The organism is Kitasatospora sp. NPDC088391, assembly GCF_044753345.1.
GTDB lineage: Bacteria > Actinomycetota > Actinomycetes > Streptomycetales > Streptomycetaceae > Kitasatospora.
In genome coordinates this window covers 127,271-149,863 of sequence record NZ_JBIVNB010000002.1, presented here as the reverse complement: position 1 = coordinate 149,863, position 22,593 = coordinate 127,271, and the positions used below count along the sequence as shown (strand labels likewise).

Sequence of the window (22,593 nt, the reverse complement as noted above, 5' to 3'; positions counted from 1 at the left end):
ACGACCGGTCGGGGACGGCCGGTCGGGGACGGCTGCTGACGGGGACGGCTGCTGACGGGGCGTCAGCCCGCCAGGCCGCGCATCCGCGCGTAGAAGCCGAGCACCTGGAGCGCCAGCGGCAGCAGGGCGAGCGCGGTCAGCGAGTGCAGCAGGTCGCCGGCCCGGCCCCAGTACGGGAGCAGCCGGCGGCCGGGCACGGTGCGGGCGACCACGGCGAGGACGGTGGCGACGGCCAGCAGGGCCGCGAACAGCACCAGCCGCCCGGCCGGGTCGGTGTCCCGGCCGACGTGCAGGGCGAGCAGGGCCAGGCCGAGCGCGCCAGGCAGCAGCAGGGCCAGGCGGTGCCGGACGCCGCCGATGTCGCGGGCGTGCAGGAGCAGCAGCACCGACAGGTCGGCGGCGGTCGCGGGCACGCCCCAGCCGCCGCCGCGCGAGGTGGCGAGCAGGGTCAGGGCGGCGGCGCAGACGGTGCCGACGGCGAGCAGGAACCCGGCCAGGTAGCCGTCGGCGACCAGGCTGCGGGAGAGCACCTGCTCGGCCGGGAACGGCTCGATCTCCTCCTGGAGCTCGTCGGCGTTGCGGGGCAGCGCGGGCAGCCGCAGCCCGGCGAGCTTGAACGACAGGCCGGGCACGAACGCGCCGAGCAGCACCGCGAAGGCGGCGGTGACGGCGGCGGCGTGCGTGACGGGGGCGCCGGAGGCGGCGACGGCGCCCGCGACGCCGGAGGCGACGGCGACCACCAGCAGCCCGGCGAACACCGGTCCGGCGCCGACCAGGGCGACTGCCAGCACGGTCGCGCCGGCCCCCGCGGAGCCGCCGGCCAGCAGCCGGGCGGTGCCGGTGACGCCGGGGACCAGGGCGGCGGCCGCGGCGGCGTGCGCGATGCCGGCGACCGCCAGGGCGAGGCCCGCGGCGCGGTCGCCGACCAGCCGGGCCACGGCGGCGGACCCGGCGAGCAGCAGCACGGCGGCGGCCGCGGCGGCGGCGCAGCGCGGGGCGGCCGGGCCGGGCCGGGCGAGCAGCAGCAGGCCGCAGGCGAGCGCGGCCAGGGTCAGGGCGAGCGCGAAGCGGTGGGTGGTGGCGGGGCGCCAGGAGTCGCCGCGGGCGGTGGTGCCGGTGCGGACGCCGTCGACCAGGTCGTCGAAGTGCACCTCGGGGAGTTCGCCGAGGCCGGGGCGGAGGAACAGTTCCTCGCCGTCGTGCAGGCCCAGCGCCTCCAGGGTGCGCTCCTCGTCGAGCGGCGCCCCGCCGGCCCGCTGGAGCACCCAGCCGCCGTGGTCGCCGCCGCTCTCCTCGGCGGCGGGCCCGGCGTGGCCGAGCACCGCCGGGAGCAGGTCGGCGAGGACCACGTCGCCGGGCACCGCGAGTTCGAACGCCGCGTCGGGCGCCCGGAACCTCAGTCGGACGAGTCCTTGGGCCGCCGTGCCACCGCTCACCTGTTCGTGCCCTCCCGCGGAGTCCGGACCGCCCGGCCTCCCGTGGGACCAGTACGGACGGCGGGCCCCGGACGGTTCACCGGGCCCGGCTGAACCGTCCGGGGCCCGCGGCCCGTACGCCTGGGTGGGCCCGGCCGGTGGGCGGGCCCGGTGAGAGGAGAGCCCCCGTTGAGCGTGGTCCTGGTCGACCGTCCGCCCCGGCGTCCCGGGCCGGCGATGCCGGACGGGGAGCTCCAGTTGCAGGAGCCGCCGGTGCTGCCGGAGCAGCAGAGCGGCATGTCCAACATGATCGCGATGGCGCCGATGGCGCTCAGCTCGCTGTCGATGGTGATGATCTTCCTGAACCCGCAGTCCGGGGGCGGGCCGCTCACCTACGTGGCGATGGGCATGATGGGCCTGTCGGCGGTCGGCATGCTGGTGACCCAGCTGATCCGGGGTGCGGGCGACCGCAAGCGCCAGCTGCGCGCCGAGCGCCGCGACTACCTGCGCTACCTGGCCCAGATGCGCCGCCAGGTCCGCCGCCACATCGGCGGCCAGCGCAAGGCACTGGCCTGGCGGCACCCGGCGCCCGGGGCGCTGGCCACCATGGTGCGCTCCTCCCGGCTGTGGGAGCGCCGCGCCTCCCACCCGGACTTCGGCGACGTCCGGATCGGGGCGGGCCCGCAGCGCCTGGCGGTGCGGCTGGCCCCGCTGTCCACCCAGCCGGTGGAGGACCTGGAGCCGCTGTGCGCGCACGCGCTGCGGCGCTTCATCCACGCCTACGGCACCATCGACGCGCAGCCGGTCGCGGTGCACGTGCGCGGCTACGCGCACGTGCTGCTGCGCTGCGAGCGGCCCGCCGCCGAGCCGTCCGCGGAGGGCGCGGCGGTGCCGGAGGCGGAGCCCGCCGACCCGGGCCCGGCGCGGGCGCTGGTCCGCGCGATGCTGGCCCAGCTGGCGTTCTTCCACGCCCCCGACGAGCTGCGGATCGCCGCCGTGGTCGCCCCCGGCCTGCGCGCGGACTGGTCCTGGCTGAAGTGGCTGCCGCACGCCCTGCACCCGACCGAGAGCGACGGCGCGGGGCCGGTCCGGCTGGTCGCCGACTCGCTGCTGGAGCTGGAGCAGCTGCTCGGCCCCGAGTTCACCGACCGGCCGCCGTACGAGCCGGACACCCAGCCGGGCCGCGACGAGCCGTTCACCGTGATCGTGCTGGACGGCGTCAAGCTGCCCGCGGGCAGCCGGGCCGCGCTCGCCGGGTACCGCAACGCGGTGCTGCTGGACCTGGCGGGGGCGCTGGAGTGGAAGCACGCCCCGCACCGGCTGCGGCTGCGGCTGACCGGGGGCGACGGGGCCGCGGAGCCGCTGCTGGAACTGGTCGCCGCCGACCGCAACCGGCAGGACGGGGCGACCGCGCTCGGCCGCCCCGACGCGCTCGCGCCGCCCGCGGCCCGGCGCTTCGCCGCCGTGCTCGCCCCCTACCGGCTGGGCGACGCCCGGGACACCGCCGAACCGCTCGCCACCGACTTCGACCTGACGGCGCTGCTGGACATCAACGACCTGTACCGGCACGACGTCGCGGCCCGCTGGGCGGCCGGGACGGGCGGGCGCCGGCTGCGGGTGCCGATCGGCCTCGGCTCCGACGGCACCCCGGTCGACCTGGACCTGAAGGAGTCCGCGCAGGGCGGCATGGGCCCGCACGGCATGCTGATCGGCGCCACCGGCTCCGGCAAGTCCGAGCTGCTGCGGACCCTGGTGCTGGCGCTGGCGCTGACCCACTCCTCGGAGACGCTGAACTTCGTCCTGGTCGACTTCAAGGGCGGCGCGACCTTCCTCGGCCTGGACGACCTGCCGCACACCTCCGCGGTGATCACCAACCTGGCCGACGAGGCCGCGCTGGTCGACCGGATGCGCGACGCCCTGCACGGCGAGCTGAACCGCCGTCAGGAGCTGCTGCGGGCGGCCGGCAACTACAGCTCGCTGCTGGACTACGAGACCGCCCGGGCCGCCGGCACCCCGCTGGACCCGCTGCCCACGCTGTTCGTGGTGGTCGACGAGTTCAGCGAACTGCTGTCCGCGCACCGCGACTTCATGGACCTGTTCATCATGATCGGCCGGCTCGGCCGCTCGCTGGGCGTGCACCTGCTGCTGGCCTCGCAGCGCCTGGACGAGGGCCGGATGCACGCCCTGGAGTCGCACCTGTCGTACCGGATCGGCCTGCGCACCTTCTCCGCGATGGAGAGCCGCGGCGTGCTCGGCGTCCCCGACGCCTACCAGCTGCCCTCGCAGCCCGGCAACGGCATCCTGCGCAGCGACACCGCCACCCTGACCCGGTTCAAGGCCGCCTACGTCTCCGGCCCGTACCGCCGCCGGCGCGGCGCCGACCGGCAGGCCGTCGCGGCCGGGCAGGTCGTCGCCTACGGCACCGAGTACGTGGTGCCGCGCCCCGCCGAGGCCGAACTCCCGGCCCCGGCGGCCGAGGTCGAGGACGAGCCGACCGAGACCCTGCTGGAGCTGGCCGCCGACCGGATGCGCGACGCCGGACCGCCCGCGCACCGGGTCTGGCTGCCGCCGCTGGAGACCCCGCCCACCCTGGACGAGCTGCTGCCGCCGCTCACCCCGACGCCCGCGCACGGCCTCGCCCCCGACGGCCGCCCGCCGGTCGGCGGCCTCACGGTGCCCGTCGGCGTCGTCGACAAGCCGTTCCAGCAGCAGCGCGACCTGCTCACCGCCGACCTGTCCGGGGCCGGCGGCCACGTCGGCATCGCCGGCGGCCCGCAGAGCGGCAAGAGCACCCTGGTGCGGACCCTGGTGGCGGGCCTGGCCCTCACCCACTCGCCGCGCGAGGTGCAGTTCTACGGCCTCGACTTCGGCGGCGGCACGCTCTCCGGCCTGCGCGGCCTCCCGCACGTCGGCGGCATCGCCGGCCGGCACGAGCCCGAGCGGGTCCGGCGCACCATCGCCGAGGTCGCCGCCGTCATCGCGCACCGCGAACTGCTGTTCGCCCGGCTGAACATCGACTCCGCGACCACCTACCGGCGCCGCCGCGCGGCCGGCGACCCGGCGCTCGCCGAGGAGCGGCACGGCGACGTCTTCCTGGTCGTGGACGGCTGGAACACCGTCCGCGAGGAGTTCTCCGACTGCGTGCCCGCGCTCGCCGTGATCGCCGGGCGCGGCCTCAACTACGGCGTCCACCTGATCGGTTCGGCCGCCCGCTGGACCGACTTCGCCAGCGGCCTGCGCGACCAGCTCGGCACCCGCTTCGAGCTCCGGCTCGGCGACCCCACCGACTCCGCCATCAACATGCGGGCCGCCCAGGGCGTCCCGCGCGTCCCCGGCCGCGGCCTCACCCCCGATCGGATGCACTTCCTCACCGCGCTGCCCCGGATCGACGGCCTCGGCGACAGCGACAGCCTCAGCGACGGCGTCGCCGACCTGGTCGACGCCGTCGACGACCACTGGGACGGCCCGCGCGCCCCCCAGGTCCGGATGCTCCCGGTGCTGCTCGACGCCGCCGAACTCCCCGCCCCCGAGGGCCGGCTGCGGGTCGCCCTCGGCCTGGAGGACACCGCGATCTCGCCGCTCTGGCACGACTTCGAGGAGTCCCCGCACCTGCTGGTCGTCGGCGACAGCGAGAGCGGCAAGACCAACCTGCTGCGCCTGGTCGTCGACGCCGTCACCACCGCGTACACGCCCGCCGAGGCCCGGATCATGCTGGTCGACTTCCGGCGCGGCCTCTACGAGAGCGTCCCCGAGGAGTACCGCCTCGGCTACGCCGTCGCCGTCGACGTCCTCAAGCAGGTCGTCACCGGCGCCGCCCGGGCGATGACCGCCCGCCTGCCCGGCGAGGAGATCAGCCCCGCCCGGCTGCGGCTGCGCGACTGGTGGACCGGCCCCGAACTGTTCGTCCTGGTCGACGACTACGACCTGGTGCCCGCCCAGCCCGGCGGCGCCCACCCGTTCGCCCCCGTCCTGGACTTCCTCGCCCAGGGCGCCGAACTCGGCCTGCACCTGATCGTCGCCCGTTCCGCCAACGGCATCGGCCGCGCCTACAACGACCCGCTGCTGCGCCGCCTCCAGGAGATCAACACCCCCGTCACGCTGCTCTCCTGCCCGCCCAGCGAGGGCACCCTGTTCGGCAGCGTCAAGCCCCGCCAGTTCCCGCCCGGCCGCGCCCTGCACGTCACCCGGCGCCGCACCGTGCAACTCCAGACCGCCCTGCTGCCGCCCCCGGAGTCCGAGGACGACCCCGACCCCGCCACCACCACCGGGGCGGGCGCCCGGTGACGCCCCGTCAGGGCCGCTCCGGCACCGCTCCCGGCACCGCTCCCGCCGCCGTTCCCGGCCCGGGCGGCGGCCCGCCGGTGAACCCCCGGGCGGTCCTCGGCCGTAGAACCCGGCGATGAGCCTCTCCCGTTCCGGCTCCGCCACCGGCGGCGCCCCGCAGCCCGCCCCGCCCCACCGACGGTTCGGCCGCCGGCGGGCCACCGCGGCGGCCGCGCTGCCCGCCGGGACCGACCCGGCCCCCGCCGCGCCCCGGCCCGCCGCCGTGGCCCGCCGGTCCGAGCTGCGCGAACTGGGACCGCACATCGTGATCGCCCCGGCCTCCGCCGGGTACGACGAGCTCTGGGCCGCCCTCGGCGCGCTCCGGCCCGTCCCCGACAGCCTGGTCGTGGTGGCCGCCGCCGACGACGCCGCCCCCGTGCTGCGCGACCGGATGGGCGAGCTGGGCGAGCTGGCCCGGGCCCGCGGCGCCGGCGTCCTGGTGCTCGCCGCCTCCGGCCTGGCCGCGCTCGCCCCCAACGGCCGCCGCCCCGCCGAGGTGGTCGCCGCCCGGGCCGGACTGCCCGTCATCGCCCCCGACGGCCTGGTCGAGATCACCGCCGACGGCGACCTCGACGTCCTCGCCCCCGACGGCGCCGTCGAAGCCGCCTCCTGGTGGTACTGCGCCCCCGGCGCCGAACCCCGCCGGGCCCGCCGGGCCGCCCGCGCCCCCTCCGCCGTCCCCGCGCCCGCACCGGCCCCCGCCGTCCCGCCGACCGTCCGGGTCCGCCGCCTGCCCGCCGGCTACTGGCTCACCCACGCCGCCGCCCCGCCGCCCGGCCCGCTCCCCGGCCTCGCCCTGGCCGCCGGGCCGCCCGGCGGCACCGTCCTGGTGGTCGGCACCCCCGCCGCGCCCGTACTGCTCCCCGAGGACTTCGTCGCCGCCGCGACCGCGCTGCCCGTCGACCCCGACCGCATCCTGGTCAGCGCCCCCTGGGCCGCCCCCGACGAACTCGCCGCGCTCACCGCCGCCCTGACCACCCGGCTCGACCGGCCCGTGCACGCCGCGGTCGGCGTCCCCGTGCTCGGCTCCACCGGCCCCACCTCCCGCATCCTCGACGCCCACGGCCACCCCCGCTGGGAGCCGTTCCTGCTCCGCCTGGCCGCCGTCCCCGGCGACGCCGTCTCCCCCGCCGCCTGGCACAACGGCGGCGCCGACTGGCGCACCGAACGGCCCGCCGTCTTCACCGCCTTCCCCTACTGGGCCCTGGAGGCCGTCCCCGCCGGCCTGTGGCTGCGCCCCGAACCGCCGCACGTGGTCACCCCCCGGTTCCGCCGCCCCGAGACCGCCCGCCCGCTGCTGATCGTCGGTGAACGCGACCGCCCGGTCGCCCCCGACGTGTTCGAGGAGCTCGGCTGCCTGCTCGACCGCCTGCCCGCCGCCGGCGTGCACGGCTTCGGCCTGCTCGTCCACGGCCTGCTCGACCCCGCCGCCGCCAGCGTCGCCCGGTTCGTCGCCCGCACCCACGACCTCGACTGGCTCGGCCCCGAACAGCCCGTCGGCGCGCCGCCCCAGCCCGCCCCCGTCTCGTACGGCACCGTCGCCCCGCCCCCGCCCCGCCACCACTACCGCCCCGCTCCCCCGCCCACCCTCCACCCGCACCCGCACCCGGCCGCCGTGCCCGGCCCCGGGACGGACCCGGGCCCCGGGGCGATCGAGGCCCCGGTGTCGGCACCTGACGCCTTGTCGGGCCCCGACGGCGTCGCCCCCATCGGCCCGCCCACCCGGACCGCGACCTCCAGCGGCCCCGACCTCGGCGGCCCGGCCGCACCCGCCGTCACGGCGACCGCCGCCGCCCCCGAGCCGTACCCGTCCACTCCCCCGTGGGCCGACGCACCGTCGGACCCCCGCCCCGACGCGCCCTCCTGGGCCGACGACCCCGACCTCGCACCCCGGCCCTACCCGACGCCCGAACCGGACGACGACCCGGACCTCGCACCCCGGCCGTACCCGACCCCGGAACCGGACGACGACGACCCCGACCTCGCGCCCCGGCCCTATCCGACGCCGGAGACCGAGCCCGCCCCCTGGCCCGACGAGCCGTCGGAGCCCTCGCCCGACCCGGACGCCGCTCCGGACACCGGTTCGGACACCGGCCCGGCCCCGGTCGCCCCCGCCCGGCTGCGGCTGCTCCGGCCCGCGGACCTGCCCGCGCCCGCCGCCGCGACCGTCAGCACCCCGGCGGAGCGGGACGCCGTCCGGGCGCTGCTCGGCGAGCACTACCACCGGTGCGCGGGGCGGGTGGACCAGGTCTCGACCCGGCTGCCGGGCGTCCGGTCGACCGCCAAGGACGACATCAAGCCGGACCTGGCCGCCGTCCTGCTGCACCACACCGACGCGGGCGTACCGGTCGACCGGGACGAGCTGGTCGCAGCGGCCCGGTCCGGCGATCCGCTGCTCGCCCCGTACCTGCGGTGCCTGGGCTCGGGGCTGCGCCGGCTGCCGAGCCACCACGGCGCGGTCCTGCTGGGCGCCCCGCCCGGGCCCGACCCGGAGGACCTGCTGGCGCTGTACCGGGTCGGCGAGCAGCTGACGGAGCCCGCACCGGTCACCGGCCTGACCGCCTCCTCGGTCGAACTGCCGGGCACCCGGCTGGAGTTCGTGATCTGGTCGGTCACCGGTCGGCGCACCGCCGCGTTCTCCGCCGGTCCGGACGAGGCCCGGGTCACCTTCCCCCCGGGCAGCGTGTTCACCGTCCTCGCGGCGCTGTCCGGCGAGGCGACGGGCAGCCCGGCCCGGGTGCTGCTGCGCGAGTCCGGCGGGCCCGCGGACGCCGATCCGGCCACCCGCGACCGCAACACCCTGACCCGCCTGCGCTCCTGGCTGGACCGCCGGGACCGGCTCGGCCCGGCCGACCGCCGGACGATCGAGCACCCCGAACGCTTCCACCTCACCCCCGGCGTCGAACTCCTCCCCGCCTGACCCCCGCCGGCCGGGGCGGTCCCGGACAGCACCCGGAACCGCCCCGGCCCGGCGGGCCGTACGGGTCAGCCCTGCGGGTAGCCGTGCTCGGCGCGGTGGACGGCCGGAGCGGCGGTGTCCGCCGCGGCCGGGCGGGTCGCCTCCGGCGGGCCGGCCGGGCGGAGGGCGCGTTCCGCGGGGCCGCTGTTGGCGGTGCGGCGCAGGGCGGGCGCGTCCCGGCCCGGCCAGCCGCCGGTGGTCTCCGGCGCGTCGTCCTCGGCGTCCCAGAGCGCGGGCGTCGCCCGCGGCTCGGGGGCGGGCGCGGTGTCGGCGTCCCCGTCGTACGCCGGGGCGGGCCGCCGCCCGCGCGCCGGGGCGTCGAGGACGGCCGGGGTGTCGAGGACTGCCTCCCGTTCGGTGTCCTGCCGGACGGGCCGGGCCTGGAGGCGCTGGGCGGACAGCCGCCCGTTGAGCACGCCGGGGTTTTTGGGGCGGATCGCCCGGACCTCGCCCGGGCCGAGCATCCAGTCGGGGACGGGCACCTCCTCCCACCCCTCGGGGATCGGCGGCGGCAGGTACCCCGTCGCGGGGGCCACCGTCTCCTCCTCCCGGCGCTCCTCCCGGCGTCCGCCGGGCACCGGCGCCGGCCCGGCGCCGACGCTCCGGACCGGCACCGGGCCCGACACGCCCGACCGGCCCTCCTCCGGTGCCCCGCCGCCCCGTCCCCACGCCGGACCGGCCGCCCCGGCCGCCCAGCCGGTCCCGGCGGTCCCGGCGCCGCCCGGCCCGGCGGAGGTCCGGAGCAGCGGCCCGGCGGCCGGGGGCGGCGGGGCGGCCGGGGCGGCCGGGGTGTCGAGGCGCTGCAGGCGCAGGGTCAGGCCGCCGCTGCGGACGGTGCCCGATCCCGCGTCCTGCCAGGGGGCGGGCACCCATCCCGAGCCGGGGGCGAGGCGTTCGGGCACCAGGTGCCACTCGGCGGCGGCCGGCACCTCCAGCACCGCGCCGGTCCGGCCGGGCAGCACCCAGGTGCCGTGGGGGGTGCGGGCGACCGCGCGCCGCTCGTGGTCGGCGTCCGTGCCCGCCACCGTGATCCGCCATGCTCCGCTCATCCGCAGCAAGGATGTCCTCCCCGAGGTCCGCCCGGGCGGACGGCCCGCCCCGCACCCTGCTCGACGGCCCGCCGGACACCCGGGGTTCAGCCGACGGCCGCCGGGGCGGGGCGACGGGTCTTCGAACACCTGACGCACCGTCGGCGAATTCTGGTGGAACGCAGACTGGACGAGAGGTGCCACCGTCCGGGGGCGTCCTGGAACAACCAGCAGGACAAGGGTCGTTCGTTGGCGCACCGACCTCCCGCAACGGATCGGGCACGTCGAATTCGTGTGGCAGACTGCCGCGCGGGACGTGCGGGGAAAGCTGGGACGACCGCCCTTCTACCTGGGGAATCCGTGTTCATTCGACTTCTGGGCCCGGTCGAGCTGAGGGCCGCGAACGGCACCGTCACCGCACCGGCCGGCGCCAAGCGGTGCGCCGTCCTGGCCCTGCTGGCGCTCGAACTCGGCCGGGTCGTCCCGGTGGACCGGCTGTTCGCGCTGCTCTGGGGCGAGACGCCGCCCGCCCAGGCCCGGGCCGCCCTGCAGGGACACGTCGCCGCACTGCGCAAGCAGCTCGCCGGGTCGCGCTTCACCCTGCTGACCCGGGCGCCCGGCTACCGGCTCGACGGCCCGGCCGACCGGGTCGACGCGCTGCTCTTCGACCGGCTCGCCGCGCGGGCCACCGACCCCGCCGCCGAGTCGGCCGCCCAGGGCGGCGACGAGGCCGCCGCCGCCCTGCTGCGCGCGGCGCTGGACCTGTGGCACGGCCCGGCCGCGCTCACCAACCTGCCGGACACCGACCTGCGGCGGCTGGCCGCCGACCGGCTGGAGCGGCACCGCACCCGCGCCCTGGAGGAGTGGGCCGAGCGGCTGCTCCGGCTCGGCCGGGGGGCCGACGCCGTCCCCGAACTCGACCACGCCGCCGCCGCGGACGGGCTGTACGAGCCGGTGGCCGCGCTGCTGGTCCGCTGCCTGCACCAGGCCGGCCGGTTCGCCGACGCCGTCGCCGCCTACCACCGGGCCCGCCGCCTGCTGACCGAGGAGCTGGGCGTGCCACCGGGTCGCGCCCTGCAGTCCGCGGTGGACGACGCGCTCGCCGCGGTCCCCGCCCCGCCGCCGCCCCCGCCCCGGGCCCCGACCCCGGCCCCGCTCCAGGTCCCGGACCAACTCCCCCGCAGCACACCGGGGTTGGTCGGCCGCGCGGCGGAGCACCGCAGGCTGCACACGGCCTGCGCCGAGCCCGGCGGCGGGCGGCTCGCGGTACTGGTCGGCCCGGCGGGCGTCGGCAAGACCGCCACGGCGCTGCGCTGGGCGCACGAGGCCGCCGGACTCTTCCCGGACGGGCGGCTGTTCGCCGACCTGAACGGCTTCGGCCCGGGGCCGCGCACCGCGCCGGCCGAGGTGCTGGCCCGCTTCCTCGGGGCGCTGGGCGTGCCGGCCGCCGAACTGCCGGACGGACTGCCCGCCCGGGCCGCGCTGTTCCGCGCGCTCAGCCGGGACCGCCGCCTGCTGGTGGTGCTGGACGACGCCCGGGACGCGGACGGCCTCGCCGACCTGCTGCCGGCCGGGCCGGGCTGCGCGGCGGTGGTGACCGGCCGCGGCGCGCTGGAGGACCTGGTGGTGACCGAGGGCGCGGCGCTGCTGCGGCTCGGCCCGCTGCCGGGCCCGGACGCGCTCGGGCTGCTGGAGCACCTGCTGACCCCGGCCCGGGTGCGGGCCGAACCGGCGGCGGCGGCCCGGGTGGCCGCGCTCTGCGAGGGCCTGCCGCTGGCGCTGCGGATCGCCGCCGCCCGGCTGGCCGCGCAGCCCGGCTGGGCGATCGCCGACCTGGTCCCGGAGCTGGCCGACGAGCGGACCCGGCTGCGGGCCCTGGAGACCCGGGGCGCGGTCGGGGTGCGCGAGCGGATCGCCCTGACGGTGCGTCGGCTTCCGGCCCGGGCCGCCGAACTGCTGTGCCTGCTGGCCGTCCGGGCGGTGCCCGAGGCGGGCGCCGGGGACGCCGCGGCGCTGCTGCGCTGCGACCCGGCCGGGGCCCGCCGGGCCCTGGACGTGCTGGCGGCCCACCACCTGCTGGTCGAGGACAGCCCGGGCCGCTACCGGCTGTCCGACCTGGTCCGGCTCTGCGCCGCCGAGCACCGCGTCCCCGAGCAGCCCGGGCCCCCGGACGCGCCGGTCGTCGCACCCTCCGCCGCGCCGGTCGTCGCGCCGTCCGACCCGCCGGGCGCGCCGGGCGTTCCTCAGCGCGACAGCTCGGCCACCAGCTCCTGCACGCCGTCCTCGCCGAAGCGGTGGACCAGCAGCGCGACCCAGTGCACCGCCTCGGCCCGTTCCGCGGCCGTCCAGTACGGGGCGGACGGGTGCTCGTCGACCACCAGCGCCTCGGCCAGCGCGAGCAGTTCGGGCGGCGCGGCGGCGGGCGTGCCGTCGGACTCGCGCCGGGCCAGCCGGCGGGCCGCCGCGGCGACCTCGGTGCCGGTCGCGGGCGGCACCGGCAGCCCGGAGCCGCCCTCGTCCGCGCGGGCCCCGGTCGGCTCCGCCGCCTCCTCCGCCGCCAGCCAGCTCCCGATCAGTGCGCGCATCTCCTGCTCCCCCGTCATGCCCACCAGGATGCCAGCACCGCCGCCGGTCATCACCACCGTCTCCGTGGACGAGAACGGCTGTGCCCTCGTCCAACGTTCAACCGGTGGCGGACGGCCCGCGGACCCGGCCGGGCCGCCGTCGCGGGCGGTCGCTCTGCCGTCGGCGAATCTGCCCCGGGCAGACCGGGCTCCCCGGCGGGCCGTCCGGGGCCGAGGGTGGAGGGGAGGGCCTTCACGGCCGACCGCCCCCGTCCGACAGGGAGTTCCCGATGAGTCCACTCGCCCCCCGCCGTCCGCACGCCGAGGACGGTGACACCCCGCCGAGCCGGTTCGACGACCACCTGGCGGCGCAGCTGCTCGCCCAGCGGATCGTGATGCTCGGCACCCAGGTCGACGAGGTGTCGGCGAACCGGGTGTGCGCGCAGCTGCTGCTGCTCTCCGCCGAGGACCCGCGCACCGACATCGGCCTGTACATCAACAGCCCGGGCGGGTCGGTGACGGCCGGGCTGGCGATCTACGACACGATGCGGCTGATCCCGAACGACGTGGCGACGCTGGCGATGGGGTTCGCGGCCAGCATGGGCCAGTTCCTGCTGACGGTCGGCACGCCGGGCAAGCGGTACGCGCTGCCGAACGCGCGGATCATGATGCACCAGCCGTCGGCGGGCATCGGCGGTTCCGCCGCCGACATCGAGATCCAGGCGGAGAACCTGCTGTACACCAAGCGGGCGATCGAGCGGATCACCGCCGCGCACACCGGGCAGAGCGAGGAGACCATCGCCCGGGACGGCGACCGGGACCGCTGGTTCACGGCCGAACAGGCCCGGGACTACGGGATGGTGGACCACGTGGTGGAGTCGCTGGCCGACATCCGCCCGGCGGCCTCGCGTCCCCGCGTGGGGCTGTGACATGGCCTCCTACCCGATTCCCTACGTGATCGAGCGGACGGCGCACGGCGAGCGGACCTACGACGTGTTCAGCCGGCTGCTGAACGAGCGGATCGTCTTCCTCGGCACCGAGATCGACGACGGCGTCGCCAACACGGTGATCGCCCAGCTGCTGCACCTGGAGTCCGCGAACCCGGGCGAGGAGATCTCGATCTACCTCAACTCGCCCGGTGGGTCGTTCACTTCGCTGATGGCCATCTACGACACGATGACCTTCGTGCAGTCGCCGATCTCGACCTTCTGCGTCGGCCAGGCCGCGTCCACGGCGGCGGTGCTGCTGGCGGGCGGCGACCCGGGGCGCCGGTTCGTGCTCCGGCACGCCCGGGTGCTGCTGGGCCAGCCCGCCAGCAGCGGGCGGCAGGGCACGGTCTCCGACCTGAGCCTGGCCGCCAAGGAGATCGCCCGCATCCGCCACCAGGTCGAGGAGGTGCTGTCCCGGCACACCGGCCACGACCCGGCCAGGCTCCGCGCGGACCTGGACCGGGACAAGGTGCTGGACGCGGCCGAGGCCGTCGCCTACGGCCTGGCCGACCACGTGGTGAGCCACCGTCAGGTCCCGGCCGCGGCCTGACCCGCCGTCGGACGGGGGCGGCCGGGGCCGGGACGGGGGTCCGGCTCAGGCCGCCAGGCAGAGCCCGTCGTACGGCGCGGCGGCCCGGGACGCGGCGGCCCGCGGCGCGACGGACGAGGTCCGGACGACGGACGAGGTCCGGACCGGGCGGGCGCGCAGCACGGGGCGCTCCAGGTCGTCCTGGACCAGCCGGAGCACGTCGCCGAGGCCGAGGCCGAGGGCCCGGGCGGCGGCCGCGAGCACCTCGGAGGAGGCTTCCTTGCGGCCGCGCTCCAGCTCCGACAGGTACGGCACCGAGATCCGGGCCTGCTCCGCGACGTCCTTCAGGGTCCGTTCCTGGGCGAGGCGTTCGCGCCGCAGCACGCCGCCGACCAGGTCCCGCCAGAGCGGTTCGCGCGGGGCCGGGGCCGCCGGCCCGGCCGGGACGGCGGTCGGGGCGCGGTGCGGGGCGCCGGGCGGGCGCAGCGGGATGACGCGGGCGTGGTCCGGCGCGGGAGAGGTCATGGTCCCAGCCTAGGCACTCCGCGCGGCGGGGGAAGGGCGCGGCGCTCTGCTCCCGGCGAAACCGGCGGCACCCGACAACGCCCGACAACGCCCGACAACGCCCGACAACGCCGGAGCGCCGGCCCACCACCCCGGGAGGGGATGGCGGGCCGGCGCTCCGTCGGTGCGTGGTGCCGGGTCAGCTGCTGCGCACCGGCAGCACCCACTTCTGGGCCGCGGTCCCGTTGCAGTCGAACAGCTCCAGCCGGGCGCCGTCGGAGACGGCGTTGTTGGGCAGGTCGACGCAGCGGCCGGAGCCCGGGTTGTAGAGGCTGCCGTCGGCGCGCGGCAGGAAGATCTGGTTGTAGGCGCCGGTGGCGCAGGGCCAGATCTCCAGCAGGGTGCCGTTGGTGGTGCCGCCGCCGATGGCGTCCAGGCAGCCGCCGACCGCGCGGAGCGAGCCGTCGGCCTGGAAGGACCAGGTCTGGGCGGCCCCGGTGTTGCAGGTCCAGAGCTGGACGGCGGTGCCGGGCGCCGGGTTGGCGTGGTCGACGTCGATGCAGGCGGTCGGGGTGCCCGCCAGCTTGATCTGGTCGGCCTTGCCGTAGGTGCTGCCCACGGCGGTGGGGCCCTCCACCCAGGTGTAGTACGGCGCGGTGGCACTGGACTTGCCGGTCCAGATCTTCACGATGCCGTTGGCGTCCAGGCCCCACAGGGTGGGCGAGCCGATGCCGGTGAGGTCGCCGTTCGAGCCGAGCGTCGGCCAGCCGCCGGCGGGCGCGGAGGAGACGTTGCCGATCAAGGTGTTCTTGTCGAGCGCGGCGAGCGTGGTCACCGGGACGCTGCCGCCGAAGCCGTCGTCGACGCTGATGGTGCCGGTGGTGAAGGTGTAGCCGCGCAGGTCGCCGTTGGAGCGGTTGCGGGCCCAGAGGCCGGGCCGGCCCTGGCCGGCCCAGTCGCCGGGCGACAGCAGCTCCCAGCCCTTCCAGCCGGTGGCGGAGAGCTTGGTCGGCGAGCCGAACACGGCGTCGCCGACGGTCGGGTAGAACCAGAGCGCGCCGTCGCCGCCGGGCTCGTTCTCGATGGTGAACAGGCCGGTCCGGTTGAGGAACTTCTTGCTCGGGTCGAGGTTGGTGGTGCCGGGGTCGCCGCTGGCGGAGATCTGCTGGACCGTGGTCCAGTCGCCGGTGCGGTAGCCGGTGCAGTCGGTGACGGTGCTGACGCAGGCGGGCTTGGCCAGCGTGCTCTTGGTGTCGAAGACGCCGGAGACGCCGGTGTTGCCGGGGTTCTTGTAGTAGTAGAGCGCCGCGTCGCCGGTCTTGTGGACGATCAGGTCGTCGACGTTCTTGCCGCCGCTGAGGCTGCCGCGGTGGGTGACGGCGTAGTTCGCCCAGGAGTCGCCGCCGGGGGACTTCGCGGCGGGGGCGGCCAGCGGGGCGGTCAGGCCGTTGCCGGGCATGCTGTAGTCGCGCAGGTCGCCCTTGGGGTCGGCGGCCACGATGTCGGGCTTGGCGTCACCGGTGACGTCGCCGAACACCGGGGCCGGGCTGTTCGGGTTCCACGGCACGTAGAAGGAGTAGGAGTTGACCGGCGAGATGTTGCCGGCGTTGTCCTCGGCCTGCACGTACAGGATGTTGGTGCCCCAGCGGCCGGGCTTCACCGGGATCTCGGTGGTGGGCCGGTTCGCGCCGCACTGCCAGGCGGCGTCGGCGAGCTGCGGGTCCCAGCTCCAGCGCAGGCAGGCCAGGCCGGAGGTGTTCAGGCCGGACGGGTTGGGGTCGTTCAGGACGATCGGGACGGCGCCGTTCTGGCCCGCGTAGATCAGCGGGGTCTGGCCGTTGCCGGACGGCGGGAACTGCTTGCTCGGGTCGGCGACGGTGCCGGGGAAGGAGACCGTCGGCGGGGTCAGGTCGACCTTGAAGAAGCAGGTCGGGGTCGAAGCGGACCAGGGCACGCCGGGGAGCTGGTCGCTGGCCATGATGCCGTAGCCGTACGAGTGGCCGTCGAGGATGGCACTGCCGGGCACGGAGAAGCTGGTGGTGCCGCCGTTGCCGACCAGGTCGGAGTAGCCGGAGGCGACGTCGGGGACGCCGGAGAGCTGGTAGTCCCAGATGTGGTCCCAGGACCAGAGCTGGCCCTGGGTCGGGCTGGAGACGGTGGCGTTCAGCCAGACCGCGCCGTTCTGGTTGGTGCCCGCGCCGAGCCAGCCCCAGTTGTTGGAGTTGCCGTCGCCGCAGGACTGGGTGGTGGTGCCGGTGCTCGCGATCTGCGGCCGCGGCCAGACCCCGGGGTTGGTCGGGGTGTTGGGCGCGCGGTCGTACTCGATGTACAGCGAGGGGTGGTAGTCGAACCGCTTGAAGGCGTTCTGGTTGCTCTCGTTGCCGTACAGGCCGAAGGTCAACTGCCGGTTGTTGGTGTACTGCTGGAGGGTGCCGGTGATGGTGTAGTTGAACGGCACGTTGTTGTAGCAGCCGGTGTGGCCGGAGCCGCCGACGGTCTGCTGGCCGAGCGAGCCGCCGACCTGGCCGGGCTGGTTGTTCCAGTTGGTGCCGTCGTAGATCGCACCGGTCAGGTACAGGTCGAGCGGGTAGGTGGTGCCGCAGGACCAGTCCGCGGAGACGTACTCCTGGAAGTTCAGCGTCGCGTAGTGGACCACGGCGCCGTAGATCGGGTTGATGTCGTACTGGAAGAACGAGCGGTACTTGCTGGACGGGCTGCAGGAGCCGCCGTTGGGGTAGTAGCCGCAGACGCCGACGCCCGGGTGGTCGCCGTCGGCGCTGCCGGAGCGGTTCCAGTTCGGGGTGGTCGGGTACGCGGACTGGACCCAGGTCCAGGCGTTGTTGCTCTGGCTCCACGGCAGCCAGGCCGGGTCGACGTAGAACGGCGCGGTGCCGTTGGCGATCAGGTCCTGGTCGGGCGTCAGGTCGATGCCGTCCTTGCCGGCCTTGACCGGCATGGCGGCGACCTTCGCGGTGCGGCCGGGGCCGGCGGCGTCGCTGCGCTCGTGGCCGGACTGCGGGGCGGCCTCGGCCGTTTCGGCGGCCGCGCCCTGGGCCTTCGGGGCCTTCGCCGGCGCGGCCGCGGCGCTGTCCCACATCTGCGGGGTCGGCGCGGTCCAGCGGGCCTTGCCGTCGGCGCCCTTGGCGGCGAGGTTGCCGCCCGCGTCGGCCTCCACGGTGACGCCGTCGGTGACGGTGCCGAAGTGCAGGTTGCGCAGCGCCGGGGAGGCGGCGGCGGCCTTGGTGTGCAGCACCAGGACGGTGGTGAGGCCGCCGGTCGCGGTCGCGGTGACCTTCAGGTCGGTGTCGGGCGCGACCGACGGGTAGGTGACGCTGTCGCCGTCGAGGACCGGGGTGGTGAGCCGGAACGGGGCGGTCAGGCCCAGCTTCTTGCCGTCCGAGCTGGTCATCGTCGCCAGCGGGCCGTCGCCGCCCTTGGAGAGCACCAGCCCGGAGGCCGCCGCCTTCGGTGAGAAGGTGCCGTCCTGATTGGCCGTCAGGGTGGCGTCCAGCGCCCGCCAGGCGCCGTCGCGCTTGACCCGCTGCTGGTCCGGGTGCCCGGTCAGCGCCAGGTGGCCCTCGGGCGTGGCCACCGTCTCGCTGAACTCGGTGGTCAGCGATGCCACCGGCACCGGCTTCCCGGTCGCCTTCGCCTCGGCGAGCGCCCGGTCGGTGTCGTCGCCGGGCGGGCGCTCCTTCATCCGCTCCGCGGTGGCCGCCGCGATCTCGGCCGGCGTCGGGAGGGTGCCGCCGGCCGCCGCGGCGGCCGGGACCACCGGCGTGCCGAGCACCGCGAGCACCACCGCCGCGGTCAGCGCCCGCACGGGCAGGCCGCCGGGTCTTCTTCTGCTCATCAGTTCTTCCCCCAGGATCGTTCCGGCCTCCGGCGCACTCCGCACGGAAGCCGACGCCACGGTCCCGGGTTCACCCGGTCTCGGCAAGCGGGATTCCGCCACCGGTCATCCGAATTGCGCCGACCGAACCGAAATGATCGACAGTGATATGCGTCACACCGAGATCCGACGGGGCGTCAATAACCTCCCCTTAGCCTCCTCTTGCGCCCAAATCGGTCCATCGGGCCAGATGTCCGGCTCCGACCGGATCGACCCGGCCCGATCGGGTCGGCGAATTCGGAATTGTCCCCGCGACCCGCGTGGCGCTTCGCCGAAACATTCCGCACACGAGGAAAATTGCATTCGCCGGGAATTCCTCCGGAATTCCGCCCGCCGGCCTCCCCCTCGACCTCCCGCGACCTCCGGCGGCCTCCCCGGCAGACTCCGGCGGCCGGCGGGGGCGGCGGGGCGGGCGCCCGCCGGGGCGGGCCGCGGTGTGGTGACACATTTCACGGCCCGCCCCGTTCTGCCGAAGGGGGTGGGGAGTCTAGGTTCCTGCGGTCAGAGGGGTTGCTCTCCCCGGTACGCGGAATGTGACCCGCACCATCCCTTCGACGAGAGAGAACGAGCGATGTCTGGATACGACTCCTCGCCGCGCCCGCCCCAACGGGTCGGCGTGGTCGCCGAGTCCGCGCCCGGGGAGACCCGGGTGTCCGCCACGCCGTCGAGCGTGCGCGGCCTGCTGGCCCTCGGGTACGAGGTGCTCGTCGAGCCGGGGGCGGGCGCGGCGTCCGGCTTCGACGACGCGGCCTACACCGCGGCGGGCGCGGAGCTCGGCAACGCCTGGTCGGCCGACGTGGTGCTGAAGGTGGAGGCGCCGACGGCCGCCGAGGTCGCCCGGCTGCGGGACGGCGCCACCGTGATCGGCCTGCTGGCGCCCGCCCAGCGGCCGGAGCTGCTGGCGCTGCTGGCGGAGCGCCCGCTGACGGCGCTGTCGCTGGACGCGGTGCCGCGGATCTCCCGGGCCCAGTCGATGGACGTGCTCAGCTCGATGGCGAACATCGCCGGGTACCGGGCGGTGATCGAGGCGGCGCACGCCTTCGGCCGGTTCTTCACCGGGCAGGTCACCGCGGCCGGCAAGGTCCCGCCGGCGAAGGTGCTGGTGGCGGGCGCGGGCGTGGCCGGGCTGGCCGCGATCGGCGCGGCCTCCAGCCTGGGCGCGATCGTCCGGGCCACCGACCCGCGTCCCGAAGTGGCCGACCAGGTCAAGTCGCTGGGCGGCGAGTACCTGCCGGTGGAGGCGGCCCAGGAGGCGAGCACCGACGGCTACGCCAAGGCCACCTCGGCCGACTACGACCGGGCCGCCGCCGCGCTGTACCGGGCCCAGGCCGCGGACGTGGACATCGTGATCACCACCGCGCTGATCCCGGGCCGCCCGGCGCCGAGGCTGCTCACCGCCGAGGACGTGGCGGCGATGAAGCCCGGCAGCGTGGTCGTCGACATGGCGGCCGCCCAGGGCGGCAACGTGGCCGGGACGGTGGCGGGCCGCACCGTGGTCACCGACAACGGCGTGACGATCATCGGCTACACCGACCTGGCGTCCCGGCTGGCCGCACAGGCGTCCCAGCTGTTCGGCACCAACCTGGTCAACCTGCTGAAGCTGCTCACCCCGGGCGAGGACGGGCAGTTGACGCTGGACTTCGAGGACGTGGTGCAGCGCGCCGTCACCGTGGTCCGGGACGGCGGCGTCACCTGGCCGCCCCCGCCGGTCGCGGTCTCCGCGGCCCCCGCCGCCGCCCCGGCCGCGCCCGCCGCGCGCCCGGCCGCGCCGGAGCCGTCCCGGCTCACCCCGCCCGTCCGGTTCGGCCTGATCGGGCTCGGCATGCTGGCGCTGTTCCTGCTGGTGGCCTTCGCCCCGGCCCAACTGGCGGAGAACTTCACGGTGTTCGCGCTCGCCGTGGTGATCGGGTACTACGTGATCGGCAAGGTCCACCACGCGCTGCACACCCCGCTGATGTCGGTCACCAACGCGATCTCCGGGATCGTGGTGATCGGCGCCCTGCTGCAGATCGGCCACGAGAGCACCCTCGTCACCGTGCTGTCCTTCGTCGCGATCCTGCTGACCAGCGTGAACATCTTCGGCGGCTTCGCCGTCACCCGCCGCATGCTGAGCATGTTCTCGAAAGGCTGAGCCCCGATGACTTCCCTCACCGCCGCGCACGCCGCGGACCTGGTCGCCGCCCTGCTGTTCATCCTCAGCCTGGCCGGGCTCTCCCAGCACCGCACCTCCCGGGCGGGCGTCGCCTACGGCATCGCCGGGATGGCGCTGGCGCTGACCGCCACCGTCGTGGTGGCCTCCCGCAGCATCGACGCCGGCGCGGTCGCGCTGATCCTGCTGGCGACGGCGATCGGCGCCGGGATCGGGCTGTGGCGGGCCCGCCGGGTCGAGATGACCGGGATGCCGGAGCTGATCGCCGTCCTGCACAGCTTCGTCGGCCTGGCGGCCGTCCTGGTCGGCTGGAACAGCTACCTGGAGGTGGAGCGGCACGGCGCCGCGCAGACCGCCGTCGCCGCCGACCTGCTGACGATCCACCACGCCGAGGTGTTCATCGGCATCTTCATCGGCGCGGTGACCTTCACCGGCTCGATCGTGGCCTTCCTGAAGCTGTCCGCCCGGATCGCCTCCCGGCCGCTGGTGCTGCCGGGCAAGAACGCGCTCAACCTGGGCGCGCTGGGCGGCTTCGCCGCCCTCACCGCCTGGTTCACCGTCAGCCCGAACCTGGGCCTGGTGGTCGCCGTCACCGTGCTGGCGCTGCTGCTCGGCTGGCACCTGGTGGCCTCGATCGGCGGCGGCGACATGCCGGTGGTGGTCTCGATGCTGAACAGCTACTCGGGCTGGGCCGCCGCCGCGGCCGGGTTCCTGCTCGACAACAACCTGCTGATCGTCACCGGCGCGCTGGTCGGCTCCTCCGGCGCGTACCTGTCGTACGTGATGTGCCGGGCGATGAACCGGTCCTTCGTCTCGGTCATCGCGGGCGGCTTCGGCATCGAGGCGCCGAGCGGCGGCGAGCAGGAGCACGGCGAGCACCGCGAGATCCGGGCCCGGGAGGCCGCCGAACTGCTGGCCGACGCCAAGTCGGTGATCATCACCCCGGGCTACGGCATGGCCGTGGCCCAGGCCCAGCACCCGGTCGCCGACCTGACCCGGCGGCTGCGCGAGCGCGGCGTCGAGGTCCGCTTCGGCGTCCACCCGGTGGCCGGGCGGCTGCCCGGGCACATGAACGTGCTGCTGGCGGAGGCCAAGGTGCCGTACGACGTGGTGCTGGAGATGGACGAGATCAACGAGGACTTCGCGAACACCTCGGTGGTCCTGGTGATCGGCGCCAACGACACCGTCAACCCGGCCGCGCTGGACGACCCGGCCAGCCCGATCGCCGGCATGCCGGTGCTGAAGGTCTGGGAGGCCGAGCAGGTGGTCGTCTTCAAGCGCTCGATGGCCTCCGGCTACGCGGGCGTGCAGAACCCGCTGTTCTTCCGCGAGAACAGCTCGATGCTGTTCGGCGACGCCAAGCAGAGCGTCGAGGAGATCCTCCAGGCCCTGGACGCGCTCGCCCCGGCGGGCATTCGCTGACGGGCCGTCGGTGGCGGGCGGACCGGACCGCCCGCCATCGGCGTTCCCCCTCCACCGACCCGAACCATGTCACATACTACGGACGACTCCTTCTCCCCCGTCCACGACAGCGAGGTCGCCCGTGTCCGTCCGAGGAACCGACAGCTACACCGACACCGACCGGCTGCCCGAACCGGTCGCCCGGGCCGTGGCGCTGGCCCGGCGGGCGGGCTTCGAGAAGTCCTGCCGCCCCGAGCAGGGGCGGCTGCTGCAGGCGCTCGCCGCGGGCGCCACCGGGGCCGTCGGCGAGACCGGCACCGGCTGCGGCGTCGGCCTGGCCTGGCTGCTGGCCGGCCGCCGGCCCGGGACGCGGATCGTCAGCGTCGAACGCGAGGCCCGGCTGGTCGGGCCGGTCCGCGAACTCTTCGCCGACGTCCCCGACCTGGAGATCGTGCACGGCGACTGGACCCTCCTGCACGGGCACGGCCCCTTCGACCTGCTGGTCCTGGACGGCGGCGGCAACGGCAAGCAGACCGCCCCCGCCGACCCCGAACTCCTCCTCACCCCCGGCGGCACCCTGGTCGTCGACGACCTCACCCCCCTGACCGCCTGGCCCCCCACCCACGCCGACCGCCCCGACACCGCCCGCACCCACTGGTACGCCCACCCCTCCCTCCTCACCACCGAGGTCCGCCTCGCCCCCGACCTCGCCACCCTGCTGGCCACCAGGCGCCCCTGACGGACGGCGCACTGCAGCCTCCGGGACCAGGGGCCGGGACTTTTCCGGAGCCGCGGTCGACCGTCGCCGCCGAAGCGGGAAAGGGCCCCGCCGGAACCGTC

The 22,593-nt window shown here is 76.3% G+C and carries 12 protein-coding genes; 8 read left to right on the top strand and 4 right to left on the bottom strand.

Annotated features, from left to right (window positions below):
- Window positions 1–62 precede the first annotated feature (62 nt).
- The gene (gene eccD, locus ACIQBJ_RS05315) at window positions 63–1,436 is read right to left on the bottom strand and encodes a type VII secretion integral membrane protein EccD (protein ID WP_400703854.1); all 1,374 of its coding nucleotides are present in this window, start codon (window positions 1,434–1,436) and stop codon (window positions 63–65) included.
- Between the two features lie 168 nt (window positions 1,437–1,604).
- Between eccD and eccCa the strand changes: the two genes are divergently transcribed.
- Window positions 1,605–5,699 carry a type VII secretion protein EccCa gene (gene eccCa / locus ACIQBJ_RS05310; protein WP_400703851.1) on the top strand — a complete coding sequence of 1,365 codons (4,095 nt, stop codon included), beginning with the start codon at window positions 1,605–1,607 and terminating at the stop codon, window positions 5,697–5,699.
- Window positions 5,700–5,814: 115 nt separating this feature from the next.
- Entirely contained in the window at window positions 5,815–8,658 is a 2,844-nt protein-coding gene (locus tag ACIQBJ_RS05305) for a hypothetical protein (protein ID WP_400703848.1), read from the top strand.
- 65 nt (window positions 8,659–8,723) lie between these two features.
- Here ACIQBJ_RS05305 and ACIQBJ_RS05300 read toward each other — a convergent pair whose 3' ends face one another.
- Window positions 8,724–9,746, bottom strand: coding sequence for a hypothetical protein (locus ACIQBJ_RS05300; protein WP_400703845.1), 1,023 nt, complete (start codon window positions 9,744–9,746; stop codon window positions 8,724–8,726).
- Window positions 9,747–10,085: 339 nt separating this feature from the next.
- On the opposite strand from ACIQBJ_RS05300, the gene ACIQBJ_RS05295 reads away from it, so the two are divergent.
- Genes ACIQBJ_RS05295 through ACIQBJ_RS05285 form a run of 3 tightly spaced genes read left to right on the top strand, consistent with a single transcriptional unit; the run spans window position 10,086 to window position 13,828 of the window.
- Window positions 10,086–12,623 (top strand): BTAD domain-containing putative transcriptional regulator, encoded by a 2,538-nt coding sequence (locus ACIQBJ_RS05295; protein ID WP_400703842.1) that lies wholly within the window; start codon window positions 10,086–10,088, stop codon window positions 12,621–12,623.
- Complete coding sequence (locus ACIQBJ_RS05290; RefSeq protein ID WP_400703839.1) at window positions 12,580–13,218, top strand: ClpP family protease; 639 nt, start codon at window positions 12,580–12,582, stop codon at window positions 13,216–13,218. The genes ACIQBJ_RS05295 and ACIQBJ_RS05290 overlap by 44 nt, the downstream gene beginning before the upstream one ends.
- A gap of 1 nt (window position 13,219) precedes the next feature.
- On the top strand, window positions 13,220–13,828 hold the full coding sequence (locus tag ACIQBJ_RS05285; RefSeq protein WP_400703836.1) for a ClpP family protease: 609 nt from the start codon (window positions 13,220–13,222) through the stop codon (window positions 13,826–13,828).
- Window positions 13,829–13,873: 45 nt separating this feature from the next.
- On the opposite strand, the gene ACIQBJ_RS05280 is transcribed toward ACIQBJ_RS05285, so the two are convergent.
- The gene (locus tag ACIQBJ_RS05280; protein ID WP_400703833.1) at window positions 13,874–14,332 is read right to left on the bottom strand and encodes a helix-turn-helix domain-containing protein; all 459 of its coding nucleotides are present in this window, start codon (window positions 14,330–14,332) and stop codon (window positions 13,874–13,876) included.
- Window positions 14,333–14,510: 178 nt separating this feature from the next.
- Entirely contained in the window at window positions 14,511–18,164 is a 3,654-nt protein-coding gene (locus ACIQBJ_RS05275; protein ID WP_400703830.1) for a ricin-type beta-trefoil lectin domain protein, read from the bottom strand.
- A 610-nt stretch (window positions 18,165–18,774) separates the two neighbouring features.
- Here ACIQBJ_RS05275 and ACIQBJ_RS05270 point away from each other — a divergent pair.
- The 3 genes from ACIQBJ_RS05270 (at window position 18,775) to ACIQBJ_RS05260 (ending at window position 22,492) form a co-directional block, all read left to right on the top strand.
- Window positions 18,775–20,334, top strand: a complete 1,560-nt coding sequence (locus tag ACIQBJ_RS05270; protein ID WP_400703827.1) for a Re/Si-specific NAD(P)(+) transhydrogenase subunit alpha — start codon at window positions 18,775–18,777, stop codon at window positions 20,332–20,334.
- A 6-nt stretch (window positions 20,335–20,340) separates the two neighbouring features.
- Window positions 20,341–21,774 (top strand): Re/Si-specific NAD(P)(+) transhydrogenase subunit beta, encoded by a 1,434-nt coding sequence (pntB, locus tag ACIQBJ_RS05265; protein WP_400703824.1) that lies wholly within the window; start codon window positions 20,341–20,343, stop codon window positions 21,772–21,774.
- A gap of 121 nt (window positions 21,775–21,895) precedes the next feature.
- Window positions 21,896–22,492, top strand: a complete 597-nt coding sequence (locus ACIQBJ_RS05260; RefSeq protein WP_400703821.1) for an O-methyltransferase — start codon at window positions 21,896–21,898, stop codon at window positions 22,490–22,492.
- Window positions 22,493–22,593 lie beyond the last annotated feature (101 nt).

Bases quoted from the DNA above. Each gene is read 5' to 3' on its own strand.
- ACIQBJ_RS05280 (WP_400703833.1), bottom strand. From the start codon at position 14,332: ATGACCTCTCCCGCGCCGGACCACGCCCGCGTCATCCCGCTGCGCCCG.
- ACIQBJ_RS05285 (WP_400703836.1), top strand. From the start codon at position 13,220: ATGGCCTCCTACCCGATTCCCTACGTGATCGAGCGGACGGCGCACGGC.
- pntB (WP_400703824.1), top strand. From the start codon at position 20,341: ATGACTTCCCTCACCGCCGCGCACGCCGCGGACCTGGTCGCCGCCCTG.
- ACIQBJ_RS05275 (WP_400703830.1), bottom strand. From the start codon at position 18,164: ATGAGCAGAAGAAGACCCGGCGGCCTGCCCGTGCGGGCGCTGACCGCG.
- ACIQBJ_RS05270 (WP_400703827.1), top strand. From the start codon at position 18,775: ATGTCTGGATACGACTCCTCGCCGCGCCCGCCCCAACGGGTCGGCGTG.
- ACIQBJ_RS05305 (WP_400703848.1), top strand. From the start codon at position 5,815: ATGAGCCTCTCCCGTTCCGGCTCCGCCACCGGCGGCGCCCCGCAGCCC.
- ACIQBJ_RS05290 (WP_400703839.1), top strand. From the start codon at position 12,580: ATGAGTCCACTCGCCCCCCGCCGTCCGCACGCCGAGGACGGTGACACC.
- ACIQBJ_RS05300 (WP_400703845.1), bottom strand. From the start codon at position 9,746: ATGAGCGGAGCATGGCGGATCACGGTGGCGGGCACGGACGCCGACCAC.